Annotated in this window: 24 protein-coding genes and 1 pseudogene; 9 read left to right on the top strand and 16 right to left on the bottom strand. The window is 72.3% G+C overall.

The features are described 5' to 3' along the window. The first annotated feature begins 7 nt into the window (after positions 1-7). Complete coding sequence (gene pta, locus AC1DUE_RS15290; RefSeq protein WP_477040261.1) at positions 8-2089, top strand: phosphate acetyltransferase; 2082 nt, start codon at positions 8-10, stop codon at positions 2087-2089. After that, on the top strand, positions 2086-3306 hold the full coding sequence (locus AC1DUE_RS15285) for an acetate/propionate family kinase (RefSeq protein ID WP_477040260.1): 1221 nt from the start codon (positions 2086-2088) through the stop codon (positions 3304-3306). The genes pta and AC1DUE_RS15285 overlap by 4 nt, the downstream gene beginning before the upstream one ends. On the opposite strand, the gene AC1DUE_RS15280 is transcribed toward AC1DUE_RS15285, so the two are convergent. From AC1DUE_RS15280 to AC1DUE_RS15240, 9 genes and pseudogenes are all read right to left on the bottom strand, one after another. Then, positions 3307-4935 (bottom strand): succinic semialdehyde dehydrogenase, encoded by a 1629-nt coding sequence (locus AC1DUE_RS15280; protein ID WP_477040259.1) that lies wholly within the window; start codon positions 4933-4935, stop codon positions 3307-3309. 37 nt (positions 4936-4972) lie between these two features. After that, positions 4973-5614 (bottom strand): putative PEP-binding protein, encoded by a 642-nt coding sequence (locus AC1DUE_RS15275; RefSeq protein ID WP_477040258.1) that lies wholly within the window; start codon positions 5612-5614, stop codon positions 4973-4975. Between the two features lie 133 nt (positions 5615-5747). Then, positions 5748-6575: pseudogene (locus tag AC1DUE_RS15270) on the bottom strand (PEP-utilizing enzyme); the annotation flags it as partial. A gap of 23 nt (positions 6576-6598) precedes the next feature. Further along, positions 6599-6877: an HPr family phosphocarrier protein gene (locus AC1DUE_RS15265; RefSeq protein ID WP_477040257.1), complete on the bottom strand. Its 279-nt coding sequence runs from the start codon at positions 6875-6877 to the stop codon at positions 6599-6601. 30 nt (positions 6878-6907) lie between these two features. After that, entirely contained in the window at positions 6908-8440 is a 1533-nt protein-coding gene (locus tag AC1DUE_RS15260; protein WP_477040256.1) for a PTS fructose transporter subunit IIC, read from the bottom strand. Then, positions 8437-8892 (bottom strand): PTS sugar transporter subunit IIA, encoded by a 456-nt coding sequence (locus AC1DUE_RS15255; RefSeq protein WP_477040255.1) that lies wholly within the window; start codon positions 8890-8892, stop codon positions 8437-8439. The genes AC1DUE_RS15260 and AC1DUE_RS15255 overlap by 4 nt, the downstream gene beginning before the upstream one ends. A gap of 1 nt (position 8893) precedes the next feature. Continuing rightward, positions 8894-9841, bottom strand: coding sequence for a 1-phosphofructokinase (pfkB, locus tag AC1DUE_RS15250; protein WP_477040254.1), 948 nt, complete (start codon positions 9839-9841; stop codon positions 8894-8896). Further along, positions 9838-10599, bottom strand: a complete 762-nt coding sequence (locus AC1DUE_RS15245) for a DeoR/GlpR family DNA-binding transcription regulator (protein WP_477040253.1) — start codon at positions 10597-10599, stop codon at positions 9838-9840. Before AC1DUE_RS15245 ends, pfkB begins: the two co-directional genes overlap by 4 nt. Positions 10600-10812: 213 nt before the next feature. Further along, positions 10813-11937 (bottom strand): GuaB3 family IMP dehydrogenase-related protein, encoded by a 1125-nt coding sequence (locus AC1DUE_RS15240; RefSeq protein WP_477040252.1) that lies wholly within the window; start codon positions 11935-11937, stop codon positions 10813-10815. A 107-nt stretch (positions 11938-12044) separates the two neighbouring features. Between AC1DUE_RS15240 and AC1DUE_RS15235 the strand changes: the two genes are divergently transcribed. After that, on the top strand, positions 12045-12764 hold the full coding sequence (locus AC1DUE_RS15235) for an exonuclease domain-containing protein (RefSeq protein WP_477040251.1): 720 nt from the start codon (positions 12045-12047) through the stop codon (positions 12762-12764). A gap of 110 nt (positions 12765-12874) precedes the next feature. Next, a complete protein-coding gene (locus AC1DUE_RS15230) occupies positions 12875-14449 on the top strand; it encodes a helix-turn-helix domain-containing protein (RefSeq protein ID WP_477040250.1) in 1575 nt (524 codons plus the stop codon). Between the two features lie 18 nt (positions 14450-14467). Here AC1DUE_RS15230 and AC1DUE_RS15225 read toward each other — a convergent pair whose 3' ends face one another. Further along, positions 14468-14938 (bottom strand): Lrp/AsnC family transcriptional regulator, encoded by a 471-nt coding sequence (locus AC1DUE_RS15225; protein WP_477040249.1) that lies wholly within the window; start codon positions 14936-14938, stop codon positions 14468-14470. A gap of 103 nt (positions 14939-15041) precedes the next feature. On the opposite strand from AC1DUE_RS15225, the gene AC1DUE_RS15220 reads away from it, so the two are divergent. After that, positions 15042-15515 (top strand): DUF2000 domain-containing protein, encoded by a 474-nt coding sequence (locus tag AC1DUE_RS15220; RefSeq protein ID WP_477040248.1) that lies wholly within the window; start codon positions 15042-15044, stop codon positions 15513-15515. Positions 15516-15530: 15 nt separating this feature from the next. Here the strand turns inward: AC1DUE_RS15220 and AC1DUE_RS15215 are convergent, their stop codons facing one another. The 4 genes from AC1DUE_RS15215 to AC1DUE_RS15200 form a co-directional block, all read right to left on the bottom strand. Continuing rightward, a complete protein-coding gene (locus AC1DUE_RS15215) occupies positions 15531-16268 on the bottom strand; it encodes a class I SAM-dependent methyltransferase (RefSeq protein WP_477040247.1) in 738 nt (245 codons plus the stop codon). A 5-nt stretch (positions 16269-16273) separates the two neighbouring features. Then, positions 16274-17785 (bottom strand): IMP dehydrogenase, encoded by a 1512-nt coding sequence (guaB, locus tag AC1DUE_RS15210; protein ID WP_477040246.1) that lies wholly within the window; start codon positions 17783-17785, stop codon positions 16274-16276. Positions 17786-17827: 42 nt separating this feature from the next. Beyond that, a complete protein-coding gene (locus AC1DUE_RS15205; protein ID WP_477040245.1) occupies positions 17828-18556 on the bottom strand; it encodes a response regulator transcription factor in 729 nt (242 codons plus the stop codon). Between the two features lie 184 nt (positions 18557-18740). Next, on the bottom strand, positions 18741-19670 hold the full coding sequence (locus AC1DUE_RS15200; protein WP_477040244.1) for a MerR family transcriptional regulator: 930 nt from the start codon (positions 19668-19670) through the stop codon (positions 18741-18743). A 255-nt stretch (positions 19671-19925) separates the two neighbouring features. Between AC1DUE_RS15200 and AC1DUE_RS15195 the strand changes: the two genes are divergently transcribed. Next, positions 19926-20222 carry a WhiB family transcriptional regulator gene (locus AC1DUE_RS15195; RefSeq protein ID WP_477040243.1) on the top strand — a complete coding sequence of 99 codons (297 nt, stop codon included), beginning with the start codon at positions 19926-19928 and terminating at the stop codon, positions 20220-20222. Between the two features lie 129 nt (positions 20223-20351). On the opposite strand, the gene groES is transcribed toward AC1DUE_RS15195, so the two are convergent. Further along, on the bottom strand, positions 20352-20648 hold the full coding sequence (groES, locus tag AC1DUE_RS15190; protein WP_477040242.1) for a co-chaperone GroES: 297 nt from the start codon (positions 20646-20648) through the stop codon (positions 20352-20354). A 206-nt stretch (positions 20649-20854) separates the two neighbouring features. Here groES and AC1DUE_RS15185 point away from each other — a divergent pair, with 206 nt between their 5' ends. Continuing rightward, positions 20855-22045, top strand: a complete 1191-nt coding sequence (locus tag AC1DUE_RS15185; RefSeq protein WP_477040241.1) for a class I SAM-dependent methyltransferase — start codon at positions 20855-20857, stop codon at positions 22043-22045. Next, a complete protein-coding gene (locus AC1DUE_RS15180; protein ID WP_477040240.1) occupies positions 22045-23193 on the top strand; it encodes a glutamate--cysteine ligase in 1149 nt (382 codons plus the stop codon). The genes AC1DUE_RS15185 and AC1DUE_RS15180 overlap by 1 nt, the downstream gene beginning before the upstream one ends. Here AC1DUE_RS15180 and tsaD read toward each other — a convergent pair. Then, positions 23190-24230 (bottom strand): tRNA (adenosine(37)-N6)-threonylcarbamoyltransferase complex transferase subunit TsaD, encoded by a 1041-nt coding sequence (gene tsaD, locus AC1DUE_RS15175; protein ID WP_477040239.1) that lies wholly within the window; start codon positions 24228-24230, stop codon positions 23190-23192. The genes AC1DUE_RS15180 and tsaD overlap by 4 nt on opposite strands. An 87-nt stretch (positions 24231-24317) precedes the next feature. On the opposite strand from tsaD, the gene AC1DUE_RS15170 reads away from it, so the two are divergent. Beyond that, the gene (locus AC1DUE_RS15170) at positions 24318-24959 is read left to right on the top strand and encodes a malonic semialdehyde reductase (RefSeq protein ID WP_477040238.1); all 642 of its coding nucleotides are present in this window, start codon (positions 24318-24320) and stop codon (positions 24957-24959) included. The last annotated feature ends 41 nt before the right edge of the window (positions 24960-25000 follow it).

Raw genomic sequence — 25000 nt, 5'->3', positions numbered from 1 at the left:
CCTTTTCGTGGCACGCAGCATCTATGTGACCTCCCCCGAGGGCGACAGCGGCAAGTCCATCGTCGCCCTCGGGCTGGTCGACCTCCTCACGCGCACGGTGCAGCGGGTGGGGGTGTTCCGCCCGGTCGCCCGGTCGACCACGGTCCGCGACTACGTGCTCGAGCTGCTGCTCGGGCAGGACGGCGTCGACCTGACGTACGACGAGTGCGTCGGCACCACGTACGAGCAGGTGCTCGACGACCCTGAGGCCGCGCTCGCGCAGATCGTGCAGCGGTACCACGACGTCGAGCGCCGCTGCGACGCCGTCGTCGTGGTCGGCACGGACTACACGGACGTCGCGGGGCCGACGGAGCTCGCGTACAACGCGCGCATCGCCGCGAACCTCGGCGCACCGGTGGTCCTCGTCGTCAACGGCAGCGGTCGTCCCGCATCGGTGATCACGCAGGTGGCCGAGGTCGTGGTGCACGAGATGCAGGCGAACCACGCGCAGGTCGTCGCGGTCGTCGCCAACCGGTGCGCGTCCGGCGACATCGACAAGGTGCGCCGGTCGCTGAGCATGGACCTGGGGCTGCCCGGCTGGGCCATCCCGGAGAACCCGCTGCTCACGGCCCCGACCATGCGCCAGCTCACCGAAGCCGTCGACGGACGGCTGATCGCGGGCGACGAGAGGCTGCTCGCCCGCGAGGTGCTCGACGTCATGGTCGGCGCGATGTCGATCGAGCACCTGCTCGACCGGCTGAGCGACGGCTCCGTCGTCATCACCCCAGGGGACCGGTCCGACGTCCTGCTGGGCCTGCTCATGGCCCACCAGGCCGACGGGTTCCCGTCCCTGGCCGGCATCATCCTCAACGGCGGCTTCCTGCCGACGCCTCCCGTGGCCCGCCTGATCGAGGGTCTTGGCAGCCGGCTGCCGATCATCAGCACCGAGCTGGGCACGTTCCGGTCCGCGAGCGCCGTGGGCGACACGCGGGGGCGGCTCACCGGCGACTCCCAACGCAAGATCGACACGGCGCTCGCCCTGTTCGAGCAGCACATCGACGGCGCCGCCCTGCTCGCCGCGCTGGACGTCGAGCGCCCCGAGGTGGTCACGCCGCTGATGTTCGAGTACGCGCTGCTGGCCCGGGCGCGCGAGGACCGCCAGCACGTGGTGCTCCCCGAGGGCGAGGACGACCGGATCTTGCGCGCGGCCTCCACGCTGCTGCAGCGCGGCGTCGCCCAGATCACGATCCTCGGCGACGAGGCGTCGATCCGGGCCCGCGGCACCGAGCTCGGACTCGACCTCGAGGACGCCGCCGTGCTGAGCCCGCACGACCCGGAGATGCTGGAGCGGTTCGCGGTGGCGTACACCGAGATGCGCAAGCACAAGGGCATGACCGTCGAACGGGCGCGGGAGATCGTCTCGTCGGTCTCCTACTTCGGCACGATGATGGTCCAGCTGGGGCTCGCCGACGGCATGGTCTCCGGCGCCGCCCACACCACCGCGCACACCATCAAGCCGTCGTTCGAGATCATCAAGACGACGCCCGGCGTCTCCAACGTCTCGAGCTGCTTCCTCATGTGCCTCGAGGACCGCGTGCTCGTCTACGCGGACTGCGCCGTCATCCCCGACCCGACCGCCGAGCAGCTCGCCGACATCGCGATCTCGTCGGCAGCCACCGCCGAGCAGTTCGGCATCGAGCCGAGGATCGCGATGCTGTCCTACTCGACCGGTGCGTCCGGGTCGGGCGCCGACGTGGAGAAGGTCCGCGAGGCGACGGCCCTCGTGCGGTCCCGGCGGCCGGACCTGTCCGTCGAGGGGCCGATCCAGTACGACGCCGCCGTCGACGCGAGCGTGGCGCACACCAAGCTGCCCGACTCCGCGGTCGCCGGACGCGCGACGGTGTTCGTCTTCCCCGACCTGAACACCGGCAACAACACCTACAAGGCGGTCCAGCGGTCGGCGGGAGCCGTCGCCATCGGACCCGTGCTCCAGGGCCTGCGCAAGCCGGTCAACGACCTGTCGCGCGGCGCGCTGGTCTCGGACATCGTCAACACCGTCGCCATCACGGCGATCCAGGCGCAGGCAGAAGGTCAGGCACAGATCTCGTGAGCACCGTCCTGGTCGTCAACTCCGGTTCGTCGTCCATCAAGTACCAGCTGGTCGACCCGGTCGAGGGCGGCGCGATCGCGTCGGGCCTCGTCGAGCGGATCGGCGAGGCGACCGGCTCGATCACGCACACGTTCGCCGGGACCACCACAGAACGCACGCGTCCGATCGCGGACCACGGTGACGGCCTGCGCGCGGTGCTCGAGCTGTTCGAGCACGAAGGCCCCGACCTGTCGACCGCGAGCGCCGTCGGTCACCGTGTGGTGCACGGCGGCTCGGTGTTCGACGGTCCGGCGCTGGTGACCGACGAGGTGATCGCCCAGATCGAGGCCCTGTCGCCGCTCGCCCCGCTGCACAACCCGCCGAACCTCACGGGCATCCGCGTCGCCCGCGAGCTGCTGCCGGACGTGCCGCACGTGGTCGTGTTCGACACCGCGTTCTTCCGCACGCTCCCGGAGGCGGCGGCGACCTACGCCATCGCCAAGGACGTCGCCGAGGCGCACGGCGTGCGGCGCTACGGGTTCCACGGGACCTCGCACCAGTACGTCTCGGCCCGCGTCGCCGAGGTACTCGGCCGGAGGCCGCAGGACGTCAACCAGATCGTGCTTCACCTGGGCAACGGGGCTTCCGCGTCGGCGGTCCGGGGAGGTGTCGCGGTCGAGACGTCGATGGGGATGACGCCCCTGGAGGGCCTGGTCATGGGCACGCGCTCGGGCGACGTCGACCCCGCGGTCCTCATCCACCTGCAGCGCAACGCAGGACTCTCCGTCGACGACGTCGACGACCTGCTCAACCGTCGCTCGGGGCTCAAGGGTCTGGCCGGGGAGAACGACTTCCGCGCCCTGCACACGCTGATCGGCGACGGCGACCAGGACGCGGCCCTCGCGTTCGAGGTCTACATCCACCGGCTGCGCAAGTACGTCGGCGCCTACGTCGCGGTCCTGGGACGCGTGGACGTCATCACGTTCACGGCCGGAGTCGGGGAGAACGACCCCGTCGTCCGCGCCCGAGCCCTGGAGAACCTCGAGCCGCTGGGCATCGCGGTCGACGCCGACCTCAACGCGGTCCGCAGCCGCGAGCCGCGGATCATCTCGCCGGACTGGGCGACGACGACGGTCATGGTCGTCCCGACGAACGAGGAGCTCGCCATCGCCCGCCAGGCCGTGTCGTTGATCGGCGACGAGATCGACGACGACCCGGCCGAGGTGGGCCACGCCTGACTAGGGCAGGCGGAACGCCTTCATCGCGCGCAGCGCCTCGGTGTACAGGCGCGGCCAGGTCTCGGTGCCCAGGTCGAACATCCGGTGCAGCCCCACGCCGGGTCCGCCCAGGACGCCGTGCACCCCGTGCTGGACGGCGATGGTCTGGGTGCGGGTGGTGGCCCAGAGGCCCTCGCGACCGTGCCGCGACCCGATGCCCGACGACCCGATGCCGCCCTGCGGCGCCCCGACCGAGCCCCACGTGGCCACGTAGCCCTCGTTGACGTTGACGGAGCCGGACCGCACCCGCGCGGCCAGCGCGGCACCGCGACGCGTGTCCGCGGTCCAGATGCTGGCGTTCAGGCCGAACTCGGTGTCGTTCATCGCCGCGACGGCCTCGTCGTCGGACGCGACGCGGTAGATCGTCACGACGGGCCCGAACGTCTCCTCGCGGACCAGGCGCGCCTCGTTCGGCACGTCGGCCAGGATCGTCGGCTCGTAGAACCACGGGCCGAGGTCGGTGCGGTGCACTCCCCCGGCCAGGACGGTCGCGCCGTGCCCGATCGCGTCCTCGACGTGCTCGACGACCGTCGCGAGCTGCGCGGCCGACGTCAGGGTCCCGACGTCCGAGCGGTAGTCGAGGTCGGAGCCCAGGCGCAGCTCGCGGGTGCGGCGGACGAAGGCCGCGGTGAACTCGTCGGCCACGTCCTCGTGCACGTAGATCCGCTCGATGCTCACGCAGACCTGCCCGGTGCCGACGAAGCACGCGCGGACCGCACCCTCGGCGGCGACCTCGACATCGACGTCCTCGGCCACGTACATCGGGTTCTTGCCACCGAGCTCCAGCGTGGCCGGGACCAGCAGCGAACCGGCCTGCGCCGCCACGAGTCGCCCGGTCCGCGTCGACCCGGTGAAGCTCACGTGGTCGACGTTCTCGGTCACCGCCGCACCGATCGCGCCGTCGCCGACGACCACCTGCAGCACGCCGTCGGGGAGCCCCGCCTCCTCCAGCAGCTCGGCGGCCCACAGCGAGGTGAGCGCCGTCTGGGGGTCGGGGCGCAGGATCACCGCGTTGCCCGCGACCAGCGCCGGCAGCACGTCGCCGAGCGTGAGGGTCAGCGGGAAGTTCCAGGGCGCGACGATGCCGACCACGCCGACCGGGTGGCGCAGCACGCGCGTCGTCGTCAGTCCAGGGATGAGTCCCGCGACCCGCCGCGGCGCGAGGTAGCGGCCCGCGCGCAGGCTGTAGTGCCGCGAGATGTTCGCGATGTCGCAGACCTCTTCGAACGCCGAGACGCGTGCCTTGCCCGCCTCCAGCTGGATGAGGTCGAGCACGTCGCTCTGCCGTTCGAGCACGAGGTCGTGCACGCGGTGGAGGACCGCGGTCCGCTCGCGCAGGGGGCGCGCGGCCCACAGCCGCTGCGCCGAACGCGCCGTCCGCGCGGCGCGCGCCACGTCGTCGGCCGTCGACAGCGGGATCGCGGCGATGGGTCCGCCCGTGAACGGCGCGTGCGACGTGTACGTCGCGGCGCCGGGTGACGCGACGACGCGTCTCAGGAGGGTGCGGATGTCGTCCGGCTCGAGGACGTAGGTCGCGAGCGGGTCGGTCTCGGGGTCGTGGAGCTCGATGTGCCCAGGGTCGTGCGCCATAACCGCGAGAGTACGCGCGGCTCCTGAGGAACCCGGACTACACGCCGAGCGTCTCGCGCACGTCCGGGTGGAGCAGCTCGACGACGGCCGCCCTGCTCTCGGTCGCCGACGGGGCCGCCAGCGCGCAGGCCGCCATCGTCGCGCACTCCGAGGTCGAGTGGTGCCGCAGCGCGTACCGGACGGCCGGGACCGCGCCCGCCGACATCGACAGGCTGGTCACCCCGAGCCCGACGAGCACGAGAGCGAGGACGGGGTCCGAGGCGGACTCCCCGCACACCCCCACGGGCTTGCGCGCCTCGGCGCCCGCCCGTGCCGTGGCCTCCACGAGGTCCAGCACCGCGGGCTGCCACGGATCGAGCAGGTCGGCCAGCTCGCCCCGCAACCGGTCGGTCGCCATCGTGTACTGCGCCAGGTCGTTGGTACCCAGCGAGACGAAGTCGACCTCGGCGAGGATCTCCCGTGCGCGCAGGGCGGCGGCGGGCACCTCGATCATCACGCCGACGGTGGCGACGCCCGCGGCCCGCGCCCGGGCGGCGAACGCACGGGCTTCCTGCGCGGTGGCGATCATCGGCGCCATGACCCAGGGGGTCGTGCCCGTCTGAGCCTGAGCCTGCGCGAGCGCCCGCAGCTGGGTGTCCAGCAGCTCGGGATGCGTCCGGACCAGCCGGTAGCCGCGCACGCCGAGGGCAGGGTTCTCCTCGTCGGGCTGCGTCGCGAAGGCGAGGGGCTTGTCCGCGCCCGCGCGCCCCCCCCCCCCGCTCGAGGAACAGGACCTCGGTGCGGAACAGGCCGACGCCCTCGACGGCGCCGCCGGCGACGCGGGCCGCGTCCTGCGCGGTGCCGATGTTGGCGAGCAGCGCGACCGGCCGGCCGTCGGAGGTTCCGCCGGGGCCGGTGTCGGACTCGAGCGCGGTCTCGACGGCAGCCCGCCGGACCAGCTCGGCGCGCTGGGCGTCGTCGGGGTCGGTGGTCACCGTGCCGGCGGCGGCGTCGACGGCGACGACCGTGCCGTCCTCGATCGACGTCGCACCGCTCACGCGGACGATGCACGGCAGCCCGAGCTGCCCGGCGATGATCGCCGTGTGGCCCGTCGGACCGCCGAGCTCGGTGACGATCGCCAGCACGTTCGCCAGGTCGAGCGCGGCCGTGTCGGCCGGCGCCAGGTCCTGCGCGACGACGACCGACGGCCGGTCGAGCGCAGGGACCCCCGGTGCGGGGAGGCCGAGCGAGCGGGCCACGACCCGGTCGCGCACCGAGCGCAGGTCCGTGACCCGCTCGGCGAGGTAGCCGCCGGCCTGCTCGAACATGGCCGCGAACGTCGCCACCACGCCGTCGATCGCGCTCACCACGGGCTCGCCGGCGTCGATCCGCGCCAGCACCTGGTTCCGCAGCGCGCGGTCGTCGGCCATCTGGGCCGTGGCCGCGAGCACGTCCTTCACGGTGCCGGCGGACCGGGCCGACTGCTCGCGCAGACCGGCGGCGACGTCGCCGAACGCGGACTCGACGACGGCGTGCGCGGTCGCGAGGTCGGCGGGCACGCCGTCGACCAGCAGAGGCGCGTCCGGGTCGACGTGCGGCGCGGGTCGGACCTGGGCGACGGGTCCGACGACGGCGCGGCGACCGACGCCGACGCCCTGCATCACGTGACCGAGCGTCGGCGCGCTCACGACGCCTCCTGCGCGTCCAGGTCCGTGGCCAGCAGGTCGACCAGCCCGTCGAGCGCGGCGTCGGCCCCCTCGCCCTCGGCCGTGAGGGTGACCTCCTCGCCGCCCGGCACGCCGAGCGACATGACGAACAGGATGCTGCCGGCGTCGACCGGCTCCCCGCCCGGGCGGGCGATGGTCACGGGCAGTCCGGTCTCGGCGACGGCCTGCGTGAAGAGCATCGCGGGACGGGCGTGCAGGCCGACGCGGGACGCGACGACGACGGTGCGCTGGGACATGGGATCTTCTCCGATCGAGAGGTTCGAGGGTCAGGCTGCGGTCGCGACGAGCGACTGGGCGTCGGCGGCTTCGGCCTCGGCGTCCGCCGCCTGCTCGGCCAGGACGAACTCGTTGGTCCGCGCGCTCTTGAGCGCGATGACCAGACCGGCGGAGATCACGGTGCCGACGACGACGGCCAGGAGGAACCCGGCCGGGTTCGAGATGAGCGGCAGGACCCAGATGCCACCGTGCGGTGCGCGCTGCCCGGACCCCATCGCCATGACCAGGGCACCGGTGGCGCTCGAGCCGACGAGGGACGAGACGATCACGCGCCACGGGTCGGCGGCCGCGAACGGGATCGCACCCTCGGAGATGAACGACAGTCCGAGGAGCCAGGCGGCCTTGCCGTTCTCCCGCTCGGCGTGCGTGAACAGCTTCTTGCGGACGACCGTGGCCAGGGCCATGGCGAGCGGGGCGACCATGCCGGCCGCCATGACCGTGGCCATGATCCGGTACTGGACGGCGTCCGTCGCCAGGCCCTCGGTGGCCAGGCCGGTCACGGCGAACGTGTACGCGACCTTGTTGATCGGGCCGCCCAGGTCGAAGCCCATCATCGCGCCGAGCAGCGCGCCGAGCAGGACGAGGTTGGACCCGGACAGGCCGTTCAGCCAGCTGCTCAGTCCGTCCATCAGGCTCGCGATCGGCTGCCCGATGATCAGGAACATCACGAGCCCGACGGCGAACGTGGACAGCAGCGGGATCACCACGACCGGCATGACGCCGCGTACGCCCTTCGGCACCTTCCAGCGGCTGATCCACAGGGCCAGGAAGCCGGCCAGGAAGCCGGTGACCAGGCCGCCGAGGAAGCCGGCGCCGACGACCACCGAGATCGCGCCGCCGACGATGCCGGGCACGAGGCCGGGCCGGTCGGCGATCGCGTAGGCGATGAACCCGGACAGGATCGGCACGAGGAACCCGAACGCGACCGCGCCCGTCTGGAACAGCAGCGCCGCCCAGTCCATGCCGTTGGTGACGGCGAAGTCGTTCAGCAGGTGCGTCACCGGGATGCTGGTCACGGCGACGACGCCGTCGCTGCCGCCGGCGAACTGGGCGACCATGAATCCCAGGGCGATGAGGATCCCTCCCGCCGCGACGAACGGGATCATGTAGGAGACGCCGGTCATGAGCCACTGGCGGATCCTGGTGCCGACGCCCGCGTTGCGGTCGACCTTCGTCACCGGACCGGTGGGCGCCGCCGGCGTACCCGCCGGAACGCCCGCCTCGACGGCCGCGACCGCCGCCGCGATGACGCCGGGTGCGTCGTGCACGGCCTTCTTCACGCCCACGTCGATGAACGGCTTGCCCGCGAACCGGCCCTTGTCCTTGACCTCGAGGTCGGCGGCGTAGATGACGCCGTCCGCCGCGGCGATGATCGCAGGGTCGAGCGGGGTGGACCCTGCGGCGCCCTGGGTCTCGACGTGGACCTCGTGCCCGGCGGCCTTGCCGGCCTGCTCGAGGGCCTCGGCGGCCATGTACGTATGGGCGATGCCCGTGGGGCAGGACGAGACGGCGACGAGCTTCATGACGGGACAACCTCTCGGGTGACGATGTCGGCGACGGTTGCTGCATCGCCGGCGTCCTTGAGCGACGTGCGGAAGGACTCGTGGACCAGGCGGCGGGCGAGCGCCGCGAGGATCTGCAGGTGGTCGCTGTCGCCGGAGTCCGGGGCGGCGATCAGGAAGATGAGGGTGGCGGGCCCGTCGGGAGCCCCGAAGTCGACGCCGGCGGCGACCTTGCCGACCGCCAGGCTGGGCGCGGTGACGTGGGCGGACCGCGCGTGCGGAAGACCGATCCCGCCCGGCATCCCGGTCGCCATCTGCGCCTCGCGGGCCCGCACGTCGGCGTGGAAGCCGTCGGCGTCGGTGACGCGGCCCGCCGCGTAGAGCAGGTCGATCAGCTGACGGGTCGCGTCGTCACGGTCGGTGGCGACGAGGTCGACGGCGACGAGTTCCGGGGTGATCAGTGGGGTGCTCACGTCACATCTCCTTGAGGGCGAGTCGGGGATCGGGGTTGTGCACGACCCGGACGGCGCCCGGGTCGATGTCGAGGGGGTCGGGGACTGCGGTGCCGGGCAGCAGGACGGCGGCCCGGCCGAACGCGACCGCGGTCCGGAGGCGGTCGCCGCCGGATCCGTCCGCGCAGAGGTACCCGGCGAGGGTCGAGTCGCCCGCGCCGACGGTGGACACCGGGACGATGGGCGGGCCGCCGGCCCACCAGACCTCGTCGGCGTCGACGAGGATCGCGCCGTGCGCGCCGAGGCTGACCAGGACCGCACGGTTGCCGGCGGCCAGGACCTCGTGGGAGGCGTCCACCACGTCGCCGACGGTCACCAGCTCGCGACCGACGAGGTCGGCCAGCTCCTCGTCGTTCGGCTTGACCACGGCGAGCCCGCCGGCGCGGACGGCCTCGGACAGCGGACCTCCGGAGGTGTCCAGAGCGAACGGGACGCCGTGGCGGGCGGCCAGGTCGGCCAGCCGGACGAAGAACGTCTCGGACGCGCCCAGCGGGAGGCTGCCCGCTCCCACGAGCACGAGCGGCCGGTGCGCGAGCTGCTGCTCGACGGCCGCGAGCAGCGCGTCGACCTCGGCGGGCGTGAGCCGCGGACCGGGGGCGTTGACCTTCGTCGTCGCTCCGCCGGCCTCGACGAGCGTCAGGTTGGTGCGCGTGTCGCCGTGCACCGGGACCGCGACGGAGGTGACGCCCTGCTCGTCGAGAAGCTCGACCAGGCGCCGGCCGTCGGGCCCGCCGGTGGGGAGCACCGCGAGGGACGCGACGCCGTTGCGGACGAGCACGCGGGAGACGTTGATGCCCTTGCCGCCCGGGTGGACGTGCGAGCGGTCGGCGCGGTTGACCTCGCCCACCTCGAGGCGGTCGAGCTCGAGCGCGCGGTCGAGGCTCGGGTTGGGCGTCACCGTGACGATCACGCCGTCACCACCCGCGGGCCGGCGGCCTCGATCTCGTCGACGAGCTCGGGCTCGGCGCCGCTGTCGGTGATGACGGTGTCGATCGCGCTCAGGGGCACGACGTGCGCGAACTCGACCCGGCCGATCTTCGAGTGGTCCGTGAGGACGACCGTGCGGCGCGCATTGGCGACGAGCGCCCGCTTGACCGCGGCCTCCGCGAGGTCCGGCGTGGTGAGCCCGTGCTCGACGCTCAGGCCGTTGGTGCCGATGAACGCGACGTCGGCGTGGATGTCGGCGAGCTCCCGCTCGGCCCAGGACCCGACGGCGGCCAGGGTCCGTCCGCGGACGGTTCCGCCGACGAGGTGCAGGGTGATGCCCGGGCGGGTGGCGAGGATCATGGCCACGGGCAGCGCGTGCGTGACGACGGTCAGCTCGCGGTCCGTCGGCAGCAGCTCGGCCAGCCGGACCGTCGTCGTCCCGGCGTCGAAGATCACCGCTCCGCCGTCGGGGAGCTCGTCGAGCGCCGCCTTCGCGATCCGCTCCTTCTCCCCTGCGAACTTGCCCTCGCGGTCGGCGACGCCCGGTTCGAACCCGAGCCGCTCCACGGGGATCGCCCCGCCGTGGACCCGACGGACCAGGCCGTGCCGCTCGAGGATCGTGAGGTCGCGGCGGACCGTCTCGGCCGTGACCTGGAGGGCCTCGGCGAGCCTGTTCACGTCGACCCGGCCCTCGGCGCGCGCCGTGGCGAGGATCTGCTGGTGCCGCTCCGGTGCGTACACGTCGACTCCGTCGTCCGCTGCGCCGACCCTGTCGTCGGCGTCCAGTGGCTCCAGGGTGCTCCTCAGAACACAGGCATGTCAAGCAATTCGGGCACATTCGGCGGTAAACGGGCGTTGATATGGGCATTTGCACGCGCGTTCAGTGGTCACCGGACGCAAAGCGATGCCCGAGTGCGCCCGTTTCGGGCACGCTCGGACATCGCCGGGAGGGGATCAATGCGGCTGGTACGGGCTCACGACGACCTCGACGCGCTGGAACTCCTTGAGGTCGGAGTAGCCGGTCGTGGCCATCGCACGGCGCAGCGCTCCGATGAGGTTGAGGGTGCCGTCGGCCGTGTGGCCGGGGCCGAACAGGATCTGCTCGAGCGTCCCGGCGGTGCCGACCTCGACCCGCTCGCCGCGCGGCAGCTCGAGGTGGTGCGCCTCGGGACCCCAGTGCCAGCCGCGGCCCGGAGCCTCGATCGCACGGGCCAGCGCCGCGCCCAGCATGACCGCGTCCGCACCGCACGCGACGGCCTTGACCAGGTCGCCGGAGCGGCCCACGCCGCCGTCGGCGATGACGTGCACGTAGCGTCCGCCCGACTCGTCGAGGTAGTCCCGCCGGGCCGCCGCGACGTCGGCGACGGCCGACGCCATGGGGGCGTGGATGCCGAGCGCGAGGCGCGTGGTGTGCGCGGCGCCGCCGCCGAAGCCGACCAGGACGCCCGCCGCACCGGTCCGCATGAGGTGCAGGGCCGCCGTGTAGGTGGACGCGCCGCCGACGATCACCGGGACGTCGAGCTCGTAGATGAAGCGCTTGAGGTTGAGCGGCTCGGCGCGGCCCGACACGTGCTCGGCGGAGACCGTGGTGCCGCGGATGACGAACAGGTCCACGCCGGCGTCGACGACCGTGCGCCAGAACTCGTTGGTGCGCTGCGGGCTGAGCGCCCCGGCCACCGTGACCCCGGCGGCGCGCACCTCCTTGAGGCGGGCGGTGATCAGCTCGGGCTGGATCGGGGCGGCGTAGATCTCCTGCATGCGGGCGGTCGCGCCGGCGGAGTCGAACGTCGCGATCTCCTCCAGCAGCGGCGTCGGGTCCTCGTACCGCGTCCACAGACCCTCGAGGTCCAGCACGCCGAGGCCGCCCGCCTGACCGAGCGCGACCGCCGTCGCGGGGCTCATCACCGAGTCCATCGGGGCGGCGACGACCGGGAGGTCGAAGTGGTAGGCGTCGATCTGCCAGCCGACCGAGACCTCCTCCGGGTCACGCGTACGGCGCGACGGGACGACGGCGACGTCGTCGAAGGAGTACGCGCGGCGCCCGCGCTTGCCGCGTCCGATCTCGATGTCGTTGCTCACCGGGCAAGGCTACCGGGGCCCCGACCCGCGCCACGCGGGGTGTCCTGCGGGGTCGTGTCAGACCTCGGTGGCACTCTGGCGGTATTCGAACGAAGGGCACCACGACGATGAGCTGGACGGACGGGCCGCTGCTGGGCTTCGACACGGAGACCACGGGCATCGACGTCGACAACGACCGCATCGTCACCGCCGCACTGGTCCGTCGCGACGAGACCGGCACCCACATCCGCAGCTGGCTGATCAACCCGGGCATCGACATCCCCGAGGCCGCCGCGGCGATCCACGGAATCTCCACCGACCACGCGCGCAGGCACGGCAGCAAGCCGAAAGAGGCGCTCGAGGAGATCGCGACCGAGCTGGCGCAGGCGTTCCGGGACGGCGTCCCGGTCGTGGCCTACAACGCGACGTTCGACCTCTGCCTGCTCGACGCCGAGCTGCGTCGGCACAGGCTCAAGACCTTGCCGGACCGGCTCTACAACGAGGCCCGCCCGGTGATCGACCCGCTCGTGCTCGACCGGGCGGAGGACCAGGAGCGCCGCGGCAAGCGCAAGCTCGTCGACCTGTGCGGGTACTACGAGGTCGTCGAGTCCGGGGCCCTGCACACGGCCGACGTCGACGTCGTCGCGACGCTGGACGTGCTCGAGCGCATCGTGGGGCGCTTCCCGCACCTCGCATCGCTCGATCTGGACACGCTGCACGAGTACCAGTCGACCGCGCACCAGGCCTGGGCCGAGGGTCTGAACGCCTGGCGTCTGGAGCAGGGCCTCGACGGCCCGCAGGTATCGGACGTCTGGCCTGCACGGAAGCCGGTCGGCACGCTCTGGTGAGGTAGGTCATATCGCGGTTGAGTTGCGCCGGGTGAGATTCGCCTCTATGGGCCCGTTCGACACCCCGATCCGGGGTGGCAATATCTCATCCATGAGTTAGCGTCTTCCCCATGACGACCACCAGTACCCCGGTTCCGCTCACCACGGGTTCGTTCCCGATCGCCACCGACCCGCTGGCCCACGTCGGCTCGCTGGTCCGCTCGGCACGGCAGCACCAGGGCCTCACGCAGGCGCAGCTCGCGGAGCGTCTGGGCACCAGCCAGTCGGCCATCCACCGCATCGAGCAGGGTGCGCAGAACGTCAGCCTCGAGATGCTCACCCGCATCGGCGCCGCGCTCGACTCCCCCATCGTGACGCTCGGCGGCCCGCAGCGGACCCACCTGCGCGTGCAGGGCGGCCAGACCCTCAGCGGCCGGATCGACGTCAACACCAGCAAGAACGGCGCCGTCGCCCTGCTGTGCGCGTCGCTGCTCAACCGCGGCACCACCCGCCTGCGCAACGTCGCCCGGATCGTCGAGGTCGACCGCATCGTCGAGGTGCTGCGCTCCGTCGGCGTGAAGGCCGTCTGGTCGACCGACGGCCGCGACCTGGAGATCGTCGTCCCCGACCGCCTGCAGCTCGAGAAGATCGACGTCGACGCTGCCCGTCGCACGCGGTCGATCATCATGTTCCTCGGCCCGCTGCTGGGTCAGCAGGACGAGTTCCGCCTGCCCTACGCGGGCGGCTGCGACCTGGGCACCCGCACCGTGGAGCCGCACCTGATCGGGCTGCGGCCGTTCGGCCTGGAGGTCACGGCGACCGCCGGCGACTACCACGCGCTGGTCGAGCGGTCCGAGCGCACGGACCTGTCGGTCGTCCTGACCGAGCGCGGCGACACCGTCACCGAGAACGTCATCATGGCCGCGGCCCGCCGCACGGGCATCACGACGATCCGCAACGCGAGCCCGAACTACATGGTCCAGGACCTGTGCTTCTACCTGGAGCTCCTCGGCGTCCGGATCGACGGCATCGGCACCACGACGCTGCGCGTGCACGGCCTGGCCGAGATCGACGCCGAGGTCGAGTACGCGGTCTCCGAGGACCCGGTCGAGGCCATGAGCCTGCTGACCGCGGGCATCGTGACCTCGTCGGAGATCACCGTGGGGCGCGTGCCGATCGAGTTCATGGAGATCGAGCTGGCCACGCTGGCCGAGATGGGCCTGCGCTTCTCGCTGTCGGACGAGTACGCCGCCCAGAACGGCCGCACCCGGCTCGTCGACGTGACGGTGTACCCGAGCGACCTGCGGGCACCGATCGACAAGATCCACCCGATGCCGTTCCCGGGCCTGAACATCGACAACCTGCCGTTCTTCGCAGCGATCGCCGCCTGCGCGACGGGCACCACGTTGATCCACGACTGGGTCTACGAGGGCCGGGCCATCCACCTGACCGACCTGACCCGCCTGGGCGCCGACGTCCGCCTGCTCGACGCGCACCGCCTCCAGGTCAGCGGCCCGACGCACTGGTCGGGCGCCGAGGTGTCCTGCCCGCCGGCGCTCCGCCCGGCCGTCGTCATCCTGCTCGCCATGCTCGCCGCCAAGGGCACGTCCGTGCTGCGCGACGTCGACATCATCGCCCGCGGCTACGAGCAGCTCCAGGACCGCCTGGTCCAGCTGGGCGCCCGCATCGAGACGTTCCGCGACTGAGGTCGAAGCCGGTCGCCCCTACCGACGGGTGACCGGCTCGATCCGCGCGCTGCGCAGGTGCTCGAAGACGATCGACGTCCGCACGTCGGCGATCTCCGGCCGTTCCGTGAGCCGGTCGATGACGAACGCGTAGAGCCGGTCGTTGTCCGCGACCGCGACGTGCAGCACGAAGTCCTCGGTGCCGCTGGTGACGAACACGCCGACCACCTCGGGCAGCGCTGCGGCCCAGGTGCGGAACCGCTCGATGTTCTGCCGCGTCGGCGGCCGGATGCGCAGCGCGATCATCGCCTGCACCGGTCGACCGATCTGCGCGAGGTCGACGTCGAGCACCGCGCCACGGATCACCCCGCGCTCGCGCAGGGACCGCGTGCGGTCGAGCGCCGTGGTCGGCGAGACCCCCACCGCGGCGGCGATGTCGCGGTTGGTCCGCCGTGCATCCACCTGCAGCTCGCGCAGGATCGCCGTATCAAGTTCGTCGAGATCGGCCATGCGCCCATGCTAGCCGTACGTCGTACGGAACGCTTGGAGTCCACCCGCACGTCTGCTTAGCATTCTGGTGTCAGTACGGACGAATGCGAAGCAGGACGCACACATGTCGGTCGATATGACGGACCGGATCGGGTTCGCGCCGGAGGAGATCGCGCTGGGCGAGTCCACCCGCGCCGCGCGGTTGAAGTGGGTCGTCGTCGTGGACCAGGACCTGCCGGCCGGGCGCGCGGCGAACGCCGCCGTGTGCGTGGCTGCGGCGACGACCGCGGGCGTGGACGGCCTGCTCGGCCCGGCGGCCCGCGACCTGTCCGGTGTCGACCACCCCGGCATCCCGTGGGTCGGCTGCACGATCCTGGCGGCGCCCGCCGAGCAGCTGGGCGCGATCCGCGCCGGTGCCGCGGCCTCCCCCGACATGTTCGTCGCTGACATGCCCGCCGTCGCCCAGACCATCCGCGTGTACGACGAGTACCTCGAGCGGATCGCGGGCGCCGACGAGCCGGCCTACATCGCCGTCAGCATCGTCGGCCCGCGCAACCAGGTCGACCGGCTGGTGCGCAAGCTCCCCCTGCTGGCCTGAGGACGCGCAGGAACGTCAGGCCGCGGGGCGCAGGAGGAACGTGAACGAGTCCGCGTCCCGGCCGGCGGGACGACCGTCGTCGTCGCGGATGGTCTCCACCAGCAGGCCCGCGGTCGACGCGAGTCGGGAGAAGCCGTCGATCGTGTGCCAGTGCAGCAGCCACTCGCGGTCGGCCGTCTCCGTGACGCCGTCCCGGACGCGCTCGTAGCGCAGCGTCGTGCGCCGCGTCCGGGCGACGGGGTCGCGGTCCTCGTCGAGCAGCGAGACCCGGATGACGGCGCCGTCCGGTTCGACCTCCGAGCGGAGCTCTCCGACCCGGCCGGAGGGCGGCGGGATCCACAGCGGGATCGCCGCGGTGCCTTCGGGCAGGAGGTGGGCGCGGATGCCCGTGAGCGCGGCGAGGGCGGCCTCGTCGGACGGCAGGAGGTTGAACGTCGCACCGGCCAGGAAGATCGACCGGTACCGCCGAGGCAGGTCGAGGTCCTCGAACCGCTGCTGGAACACCGACACGTCGAGGCCGGCCGCGCGCGAGCGCAGCCGGTCCAACATGTCCGCCGACGAGTCGACGCCGTCGACGTCTAGCCCGAGGGCGCGCAGCGCGAGCAGGGGGTCGCCGTCGCCGCAGCCGAGCTCCAGGCCGGGCTCACCGCTCGAGGCGACGAACGCGACGTAGGACTGCGGCGACGGCGAGTACGACCGCAGCGGAGAGTAGAGCTCCGCGACCAGGCCCGTGTAGAAGTCCGCGGGATCCAACGAGGTCAGCGGCCGGAGTAGTTCGGCGCCTCGGAGACCATCTGGACGTCGTGCGGGTGCGACTCCTTGAGCCCCGCCGGCGTGATCCGGATGAACTTGCCGCGGGTCTGCAGCTCGGGGACGGTACGAGCGCCGACGTAGAACATCGACTGGTGCAGGCCACCGATCAGCTGGTGCGCGACGGCCGCGAGCGGGCCGCGGTACGGGACCTGGCCCTCGATGCCCTCGGTGATGATCTCGTCGTCGGACAGGTCGCCCTGGAAGTAGCGGTCCTTGGAGTACGAGCGACGGTCGCCGCGCGACTGCATGGCCCCCAGCGACGCCATGCCGCGGTAGCGCTTGAACTGCTTGCCGTTGACGAAGACGAGGTCGCCGGGCGACTCGTCGCAGCCGGCCAGCAGACCGCCGAGCATCACGGTGTCCGCGCCGGCGACGAGGGCCTTGGCGATGTCACCGGAGTACTGCAGGCCGCCGTCGCCGATGACCGGGACGCCGGCGGGCTTGGCGGCCAGCGACGCGTCGTAGATCGCGGTGATCTGCGGGACGCCGACGCCGGCGACGACGCGCGTGGTGCAGATGGAGCCCGGACCGACGCCGACCTTGACGGCGTCGACACCCGCGTCGACGAGCGCCTGGGCGCCCTCACGGGTCGCGATGTTGCCGCCGATGACCTGCACGTGCCTGGTGCCGGGGTCGCCCTTGATGCGGCGGACCATGTCGAGCATCAGGCGGGCGTGGCCGTTGGCCGTGTCGACGACGAGCACGTCCACCCCGGCCTCGACCAGCGCCGTCACGCGGTCCCACGCGTCGCCGAAGAACCCGACGGCGGCACCGACGACGAGCCGGCCCTCCCCGTCCTTCGTCGCGTCGGGGTACTGCTCGGACTTCACGAAGTCCTTGACGGTGATCAGGCCGCGCAGGATGCCCGAGTCGTCGACCAGCGGGAGCTTCTCGATCTTGTGCTTGGCGAGCAGCGCGGCAGCGTCGTCGCGCGCGATGCCGACCGGGGCCGTGACCAGCGGCATCGCCGTCATGATCTCGCGCACGCGGAGCTTCTCGAACTCGCCCGGCGGAACGAACCGCAGGTCACGGTTGGTGATGATGCCCAGGAGCAGCCCGTCCGGCGCGACCACCGGGAGGCCGGACACGCGGTAGGTGCCGCACAGGGCGTCCAGCTCGGCCAGCGTCGCCTCGGGCGAGACCGTCACCGGGTCCGTGATCATGCCGGACTCCGAGCGCTTGACCAGGTCGACCTGGTGCGCCTGGTCCTCGATCGACAGGTTGCGGTGCAGGATCCCGATGCCACCCTGGCGCGCCATGGCGATCGCCATGCGCGACTCGGTGACGGTGTCCATGGCGGCCGACAGCAGCGGCACGCGCACGGAGATCTCCCGCGTGAGGCGCGAGGTGGTGTTCACCTCGCTCGGGATCACGTCGGTCTCCCCCGGCAGGAGGAGCACGTCGTCGTAGGTCAGCCCGATCCGGGCGAACGGGTCGGCAGGCGAAGGCTCCGTCATTGTCTCAGGATACGCGCGCGCGAGCGCGTGCCGGATCCCGCGTTACTGGATGAGACCCCGGCGCAGGCCGATCGCGACCGCCTGAGCGCGGTCGTTCGCGCCCAGCTTGCGGAACAGGCGACGCGCGTGGGTCTTGACCGTGTCCTCGGAGAGGTAGAGCTCGGCACCGATCTGGGCGTTGGAGCGTCCGTTGCTCATGCCGACCAGCACCTCGATCTCGCGCTTGGTCAGCGGCACACCGGCGATCGCACCCGAGGTCGGGCCGGCGACCGGTGCTGCGTTTGCCGCGTCCGTGGGGACGGCCGACGAGACGCGACCCTCACCGGAGCCGGAGCGCTGCGCGAAGCTGGCCTGGCTGGGCACGTCGACGGTCGAGGTCCGGGCGCCGGACGGGACCGGCAGCGCGGGGCTGGCGAGCACGTGGGCGGCGACGGCGGACAGCTCGGCGCGGCCGACGTCCGGTGCGAGGAATCCGCGGGCGCCGAGCGCGAGCGCCCGGTCGAGCGCCACGGTGTCGTCCGGGACGGCGAGGAGCACGATCGCGGCGGAGGGGGCGACGGCGCGCAGACGGCGGATCGCCTCGATCGCACCCGGCGCACCCAGGTGGGCGTCCAGGAGCACGACGGTCGGCGGCATCCGACGCGCGAGGCTCAGCAGCTCGTCGACGGTGGCGGCCGCACGCACAGGTCCGAGCGCCGGCACACCGATCGATGTCACTACCAGCCGCTCGCGCACGACTGCCGAGCCGTGACACACCACGACTCCTGCCATGTTGATCCCCTCTCGGGCCCCACGCGGGGCACCTGTCGTGTATCGGTCGCCCGGACGAGTGACGTTAGTTCTCCCGGCAACCGACGCGGACCACGGCGCGGGCAATCGTCCGACGATGCGTCGCAAGCGCAGAATGTCTCACCCGATAGAGCGGGTGAAATGGCTGATCACACCCCCGGGGGACCTACAGGTCGGGGGTCGCGACACCCTCGCTGGGACGGCTCGTGACGGCCAGGACCTCGTGCACCAGCCCCGTGAAGGAGTGTGCGCGGTGCACCGACCGCCCCAGCGGGACGGACGCGGAGGCCCGGTCGGGCACCATGACGAACTGCGGCAGCTCGGCGTGCTGCTCGGCGATCCGCTCGACGACCTCGAGGTCCACCTGGTGCCCCTCGCCGATCGTGACGACGGCGCGCGTGCGGGTCATCGCGACGAGCTCGAACGCGTGGTGGACGCCACCGGGTCCGCCGACGATCCGCGCGTCGACGCCGTGCGACGCGAGGGCGCCGGCCACGGCGTGGGCGACGAGCGGACGCGGTTCGCGCGGCACGACGAGCACCAGCACGACCGGCCGGCGCGCCCCCTCGAACGGGGCGGTGCGGTCGCGGAGGGCGGCGAGGGCGGCGGCGTGCACGGTCGCGGTCGCGTCGACGCCCGGGGGGTCCACGACCGTCCGGCGGGCGAGCGCGTCGAGCGCGGGCTCGACCAGGACCGTCCACCACGCCAGGACGTCGGCGTCGGGCGAGAGGGCCAGGACCCGTGCGCAGGCGGCCAGGTCGCCGGCGAGCGCCGCGTCGACGACGGCCGTCGGCGTCCGCTCGGTCGGCGGGCGCACGTCCGCGGGCGCGGCGACGTCGGTGGCCAGCGCGATCCGGGCCGACTCCGCGGGGGCGACACCGTCGAGCGTCAGGCGCCGCATGACGAGCAGCCGCTCGACGTCCGTCGACGAGTACCGCCGGTGCGCGCCGGCCGAGTGCTCGGACGGGCCGAGCCCGTAGCGACGGTCCCAGGTGCGCAGGGTGGCAGGTGCGACGCCCAGGCGCCGGGCCACGGCCGCGACGGCGAGCGCGGGCGCGTGGGCAGCCTGCGGCTCGTCGTCACCAGACATGACCATGGCGCGATTGTGCCAGTCCGAGCCGCGAAGTTCGTCCGGGGGAACCTCTGGACACGGATCGACTACCTGCGGTAATGCGGCCAATCGCTTCATCGAATGGCGGGGCGAACCGGTCTTGAACAACTCTTGAAGCGGTTGTAACGTCCTCCCCAACGCGTCATCCCGTGGGGCACACCCCACGGCAACCCGTACATCACGAACTTCCGGCACAGCCGCCGATCCGCGGCCTGTGACGGAGCGACTGAGGAGGAAACCATGGCCGAGATCTCCCGACTCCCCGGACCCGTGATGGATCTGTGGGAGTGGCAGTTCGAGGGCGCGTGCCGTGACGCAGACCAGGACCTGTTCTTCCACCCTGAGGGCGAGCGTGGATCTGCGCGACGCCGCCGCGCCGAGGCCGCCAAGGCCATCTGCGCCACCTGCCCCGTCATCAAGGAGTGCCGCGAGCAGTCGCTCACGGTGCGCGAGCCCTACGGCGTGTGGGGCGGGCTGTCGGAGGACGAGCGCACCGCCGTCCTCGCTCAGCGCAGCCGCAGGACGCGCGTGGGCTGAGACCTGACGTCCACGAGACCCCTCCGGCGATCAACGGCGATCGCGGAGGGGTCTCGCGTGTCCGGGCCGGAACGAGAACGGCCCCCTCGGTCCGAGGACCGAGGGGGCCGTGCTACGAGGTGCGTCAGATCACTTGACCACGACGGCCAGGATGTCGCGGGCCGAGAGGATGAGGAGCTCCTCGCCCGCGTACTTGACCTCGGTACCGCCGTACTTGGAGTAGATCACCTTGTCGCCGACGGCGACGTCGAGCGGGACCCGGTTGCCGTTGTCGTCGACACGGCCGGGGCCGACCGCCAGGACCTCGCCCTCCTGGGGCTTCTCCTTGGCGCTGTCCGGGATGACGAGACCGGAAGCGGTCGTCGTCTCTGCCTCGAGCGTCTTGACGACGATCCGGTCCTCGAGGGGCTTGATGGAGACCGACACAGCGGACCTCCCCTTCGCATGTGAGTAGTTCGTGAGTCCGAAGAGCGCTGTCGGGCCACCGTCGTCGCGGGTGCCGGGGCCAGGAGCGCCGTTGGCACACTCACGGGGAGAGTGCCAGCTCCTCACTCTAGGAAGGCGTTAGCACTCGGTCAAGGCGAGTGCCAACTGCCGACAGCGAACAGTCCCGCCGTGCAAGGATCGGCGGCATGGACTCCGAGGGCCTCTCCCAGCTCCTCAGCCCCACCGGCTGGGCTCTGCTGTCGGCGTTGCCGCCCTACGACGAGTCCCGCACGATGGCGCTCTCGACCCGCCTCAAGGAGGAGGGCCTCGACCCCGTGCTCGTCGCGGCGGCGCTGACGCAGTCGCGCTTGCGGGCCAAGGCGACGACCAAGTTCGGCGACTTCGCCGGCGGGATGCTGTTCACGGTCGCTGGGCTGGAGCAGGCCACCCGCCTGAACGTCGCCGCGCACCACGCCCGGCGGTACCGCGACGCCGGCAGCACGCGCGTCGCGGACCTCACGTGCGGGATCGGCGCGGACGCGATGGCCTTCGCCGGCATCGGGCTGCGGGTGCTGGCCACGGACGTGGACGAGGCGACCGCGGCGATCGCGACCGTGAACCTGCGGCACTTCCCCGACGCCGAAGTGCGCCACGGGGACGGTCTCGCGCTGGACCTCGAGGGCGAGGGTGTCGACGGCGTGTACGCCGACCCGGCCCGCCGGACCTCGTCGGGAAGCCGGGTGTTCGACCCCTCGGCCTACGAGCCGGCGTTGGACAGGGTGCTCGAGCTGCGCGAGAGGGTGCCCGCGCTCGGGCTCAAGCTCGGACCGGGCATCCCCCACTCCGCCCTGCCGATGGACGCGCACGCGCAGTGGGTGTCCGTGGACGGCGACGTCGTCGAGCTCGGGCTGTGGTTCGGTCCGCTGGCGCCCGAGGGGCCGGGACGGTCCGCGCTCGTGCTCCGCGACGGGCAGGCGCACACGATCCTGGCGAGCAACCCGGACGGCATCTACCGGCCGCCGTCCGGTGAGGTCGGCGCGTACCTCTACGAGCCCGACGGCGCCGTGATCCGTGCGGGACTGGTGGGCGAGCTGGCCGATCAGGTGCGCGGCCGGCTCGTCGACCCCACGATCGCGTACGTGACCTCCGACGTCCTGACTCCCGTGCCGACCGCGACGGCCTACCGCGTGCTCGACACCATGCCGTTCGGGCTCAAGCGGCTCAAGACGTACCTGCGGGAGCGGGACGTCGGGAGGCTGACGATCAAGAAGCGCGGCACCGCCGTCGTGCCGGAGCAGCTGCGACGCCAGCTCGACCTGCGCGGCAGCGCCTTCGCGACCATCGTCCTGACGCGCGTCGCGGGCAGCCAGCAGGTGCTCGTGGTCGAGGCCGCCTGATGGCCGCACCCGTCACGCTGCCGTTCGCGCACTCCGAACGGTCCACCGTCGGGATCGAGTGGGAGGTCGCACTCGTCGACGCCGACTCCGGCGACCTGCGCCAGGCGGCCGAGACGATCCTGGCCGCCGTCCGTCCCGCCGACGGCGGCGAGCACCCGCTGATCACGCAGGAGCTGCTGCTCAACACCGTCGAGCTGCGGTCGGGGAAGTGCACGGTCGTCGCCGAGGCCGTCGCCGACCTGCAGCGCGCGCTCGACATCGTCGGCGAGGCCGCGCAGCCGCTGCGGATCGAGCTCATGGGCAGCGGGACCCACCCGTTCGCACAGTGGTCCCAGCAGCGCGTCACCGACAAGCAGCGCTACGCCACCCTCATCGACCGGACGCAGTGGTGGGGCCGGCAGATGCTCATCTACGGCGTGCACGTGCACGTGGGCGTCGAGGACCGCGCCAAGGTGCTCCCGATCTCCCGCGCGATGCTCACGGTGTTCGCGCACATCCAGTCGCTGTCGGCGTCGTCGCCGTTCTGGGGCGGCAAGGACACCGGGTACGCCTCGAACCGCGCGCTGCTCTTCCAGCAGCTGCCCACCGCGGGCCTGCCCTTCGGGTTCGACGACTGGGCGCAGCTCGAGCAGTACATCGGCGACATGATGCACACGGGCGTGATCGACCAGTTCGACGAGGTCCGCTGGGACGTCCGGCCCTCGCCGCGGTTCGGGACCCTCGAGATGCGGATCGCCGACGGAGCCTCCAACCTCCTCGAGGTCGGGGCGATCTCGGCGCTGACGCACTGCTTCGTCGAGCACTTCTCCACGCTGCTCGACCGCGGCGAGACCCTGCCGACCCTCCCGCCGTGGTTCGCGCAGGAGAACAAGTGGCGCTCGGCGCGCTACGGCATGGACGCGATCATCATCACGAACGCGGCCGGCGACGAGGAGCTGGTCACGGACGCGATCGGCCGGTGGCTGGTCGAGCTGGCGCCGGTGGCCGCACGCCTCGGCTGCGAGGCCGAGCTCGAGCAGGTGCGCGTCATCCTGCGCCGCGGCGCGTCCTACCAGCGGCAGCGCGCGGTCGCCCGGCGTCACGCCGGCGAGCTCGACGCGGTGGTCCGCTCGCTGGTCGCCGAGCTGAAGGCCGGACGTCCGCTCTAGACGAGCACCTGCGTGAGCGGCATCGACGAGTCGACCGGCAGGTCCAGCGGCGACGGCGGCAGGCCGCGGCGCACGACGGCTGACCCGAGGGCGGCGATCATCGCGCCGTTGTCGGTGCAGTACCGGATGGGCGGGATGCGCAGCACGATGCCCGCCTCGGCGCACCGCTTGGCCGCCATGTCGCGCAGCTGCGAGTTCGCCGAGAACCCGCCGCCGATCACGAGGGTGTCGATGCCGTGCTTCTTCGCGGCCGCGATCGTCTTGGCCGTGAGCACGTCGGCCACGGCCTCCGCGAACGAGGCCGCGACGTCGTTGAGCGGGATGTCATCACCGGCGTCCTGGCGGGCCTCGACCCAGCGGGCGACGGCGGTCTTCAGACCCGAGAACGAGAAGTCCGCCGCATGGGCGGCCTGGTCCTTGGGCGCCGTGAGCCCGCGCGGGAACCGGATCGCGGTGGGGTCACCCTCCCGCGCCAGCCGGTCGATGTGCGGACCACCCGGGTAGGGCAGACCCAGCAGCCGGCCGACCTTGTCGAAGGCCTCCCCTGCGGCGTCGTCGAGCGTCGAGCCGAGCTCGGTGACGTTCACGGTGTCGTCGATGAGCAGCAGGCTGGAGTGGCCACCCGAGACCACCAGCGCCATCACCCGGTCCGGGAACGCGCCGTCGACGAGCTCGTCGACCACGGCGTGCCCGATGACGTGGTTGACCCCGTAGAGCGGCTTGTCCAGCGCGAGAGCCAGCGCCTTGGCGGCCGACGCCCCGACGGTCAGGGGTCCGACGAGTCCCGGGCCGGCAGTCACCGCGATGGCGTCCACCTCGCCGAGCGACACGTCGGCCGTGGCCAGAGCGCGCTCGATCGTCGGGACCATGGCCTCCAGGTGGGCCCGCGAGGCGATCTCCGGGATGATCCCGCCGAACCGCGCGTGCTCGTCCACCGAGCTGGCGACGGAGTCGACGAGGAGGTCGAGACCACGGACGAGGGCGACGCCGGTCTCGTCGCAGGACGTCTCGATCCCGAGCACGAGGGGGTCAGCCATGCGGCCTAGTTTAGGCGGGGCCGACGACGTGACGCGCCTCACCCCGTCGCCCGGAACAACCGTGAGTAGTTGATGCTTCAATCAGATATGACCACAGACATCACCGTTCTTGACGGCCTCGACTTCCCGACGCCCGCGCTGGCTGTTGCCGACGACGTCGCCGACCTCCTCTTCCGCGAGGCGCGCACCGTCGCCCAGTTCGTCCCCGGCGAGGTCACGGACGAGCAGCTCGCCTCGGTCTACGACCTGGTGAAGTGGGGCCCGACGGCGATGAACACGCTGCCGCTGCGCCTGCTCGTCGTGCGCACGCCCGAGGCCCGTGAGCGCCTCGCGGCCCTGATGAGCGAGGGCAACCGCGAGCGCGTGCTCGCCGCCCCGGTCACGCTCGTCGTCGCGGCGGACACCGGCTTCCACGAGCACCTCCCGACGCTGGCGCCCCACGCCGCGGCGTTCAAGGACGTCCTCGAGGGCCAGCCCGAGACGCGCGACCAGATGGCCCGCACCAGCGCGCTGATCCAGGCCGGCTACCTGATCGTCGGCCTGCGCGCCGCCGGTCTCGGCGCGGGCCCGATGGCCGGCCTCGACTTCCCGAGCGTCGACGCCGAGTTCTTCGGCGACAGCGGCTGGAAGTCGCTGTTCGTCATCAACGTCGGCAACGTCGAGGGCACCGGCACGCACCGCCCGCGTGGCGAGCGCCTCAGCTACAACCAGATCGCCAAGACGGTCTGACCTACCCCGTTCCGACGAAGGCCGCGATCTCCACTGGTCGC

The sequence above is a fragment of the Cellulomonas sp. P4_A2 genome (assembly GCF_056402515.1).
Note: the sequence above shows the minus strand (reverse complement) of the source record. Positions and strands in the feature narration are given on the sequence as shown.

What these genes read in the sequence shown, in the direction of transcription:
- AC1DUE_RS15280 (WP_477040259.1), bottom strand. Translation starts at nt 4,935, where the DNA reads ATGGCGCACGACCCTGGGCACATCGAGCTCCACGACCCCGAGACCGAC.
- AC1DUE_RS15265 (WP_477040257.1), bottom strand. Translation starts at nt 6,877, where the DNA reads ATGTCCCAGCGCACCGTCGTCGTCGCGTCCCGCGTCGGCCTGCACGCC.
- AC1DUE_RS15260 (WP_477040256.1), bottom strand. Translation starts at nt 8,440, where the DNA reads ATGAAGCTCGTCGCCGTCTCGTCCTGCCCCACGGGCATCGCCCATACG.
- AC1DUE_RS15235 (WP_477040251.1), top strand. Translation starts at nt 12,045, where the DNA reads ATGAGCTGGACGGACGGGCCGCTGCTGGGCTTCGACACGGAGACCACG.
- AC1DUE_RS15230 (WP_477040250.1), top strand. Translation starts at nt 12,875, where the DNA reads ATGACGACCACCAGTACCCCGGTTCCGCTCACCACGGGTTCGTTCCCG.
- AC1DUE_RS15225 (WP_477040249.1), bottom strand. Translation starts at nt 14,938, where the DNA reads ATGGCCGATCTCGACGAACTTGATACGGCGATCCTGCGCGAGCTGCAG.
- AC1DUE_RS15220 (WP_477040248.1), top strand. Translation starts at nt 15,042, where the DNA reads ATGTCGGTCGATATGACGGACCGGATCGGGTTCGCGCCGGAGGAGATC.
- guaB (WP_477040246.1), bottom strand. Translation starts at nt 17,785, where the DNA reads ATGACGGAGCCTTCGCCTGCCGACCCGTTCGCCCGGATCGGGCTGACC.
- AC1DUE_RS15205 (WP_477040245.1), bottom strand. Translation starts at nt 18,556, where the DNA reads ATGGCAGGAGTCGTGGTGTGTCACGGCTCGGCAGTCGTGCGCGAGCGG.
- AC1DUE_RS15200 (WP_477040244.1), bottom strand. Translation starts at nt 19,670, where the DNA reads ATGGTCATGTCTGGTGACGACGAGCCGCAGGCTGCCCACGCGCCCGCG.
- AC1DUE_RS15195 (WP_477040243.1), top strand. Translation starts at nt 19,926, where the DNA reads ATGGCCGAGATCTCCCGACTCCCCGGACCCGTGATGGATCTGTGGGAG.
- AC1DUE_RS15185 (WP_477040241.1), top strand. Translation starts at nt 20,855, where the DNA reads ATGGACTCCGAGGGCCTCTCCCAGCTCCTCAGCCCCACCGGCTGGGCT.
- AC1DUE_RS15180 (WP_477040240.1), top strand. Translation starts at nt 22,045, where the DNA reads ATGGCCGCACCCGTCACGCTGCCGTTCGCGCACTCCGAACGGTCCACC.
- tsaD (WP_477040239.1), bottom strand. Translation starts at nt 24,230, where the DNA reads ATGGCTGACCCCCTCGTGCTCGGGATCGAGACGTCCTGCGACGAGACC.
- AC1DUE_RS15170 (WP_477040238.1), top strand. Translation starts at nt 24,318, where the DNA reads ATGACCACAGACATCACCGTTCTTGACGGCCTCGACTTCCCGACGCCC.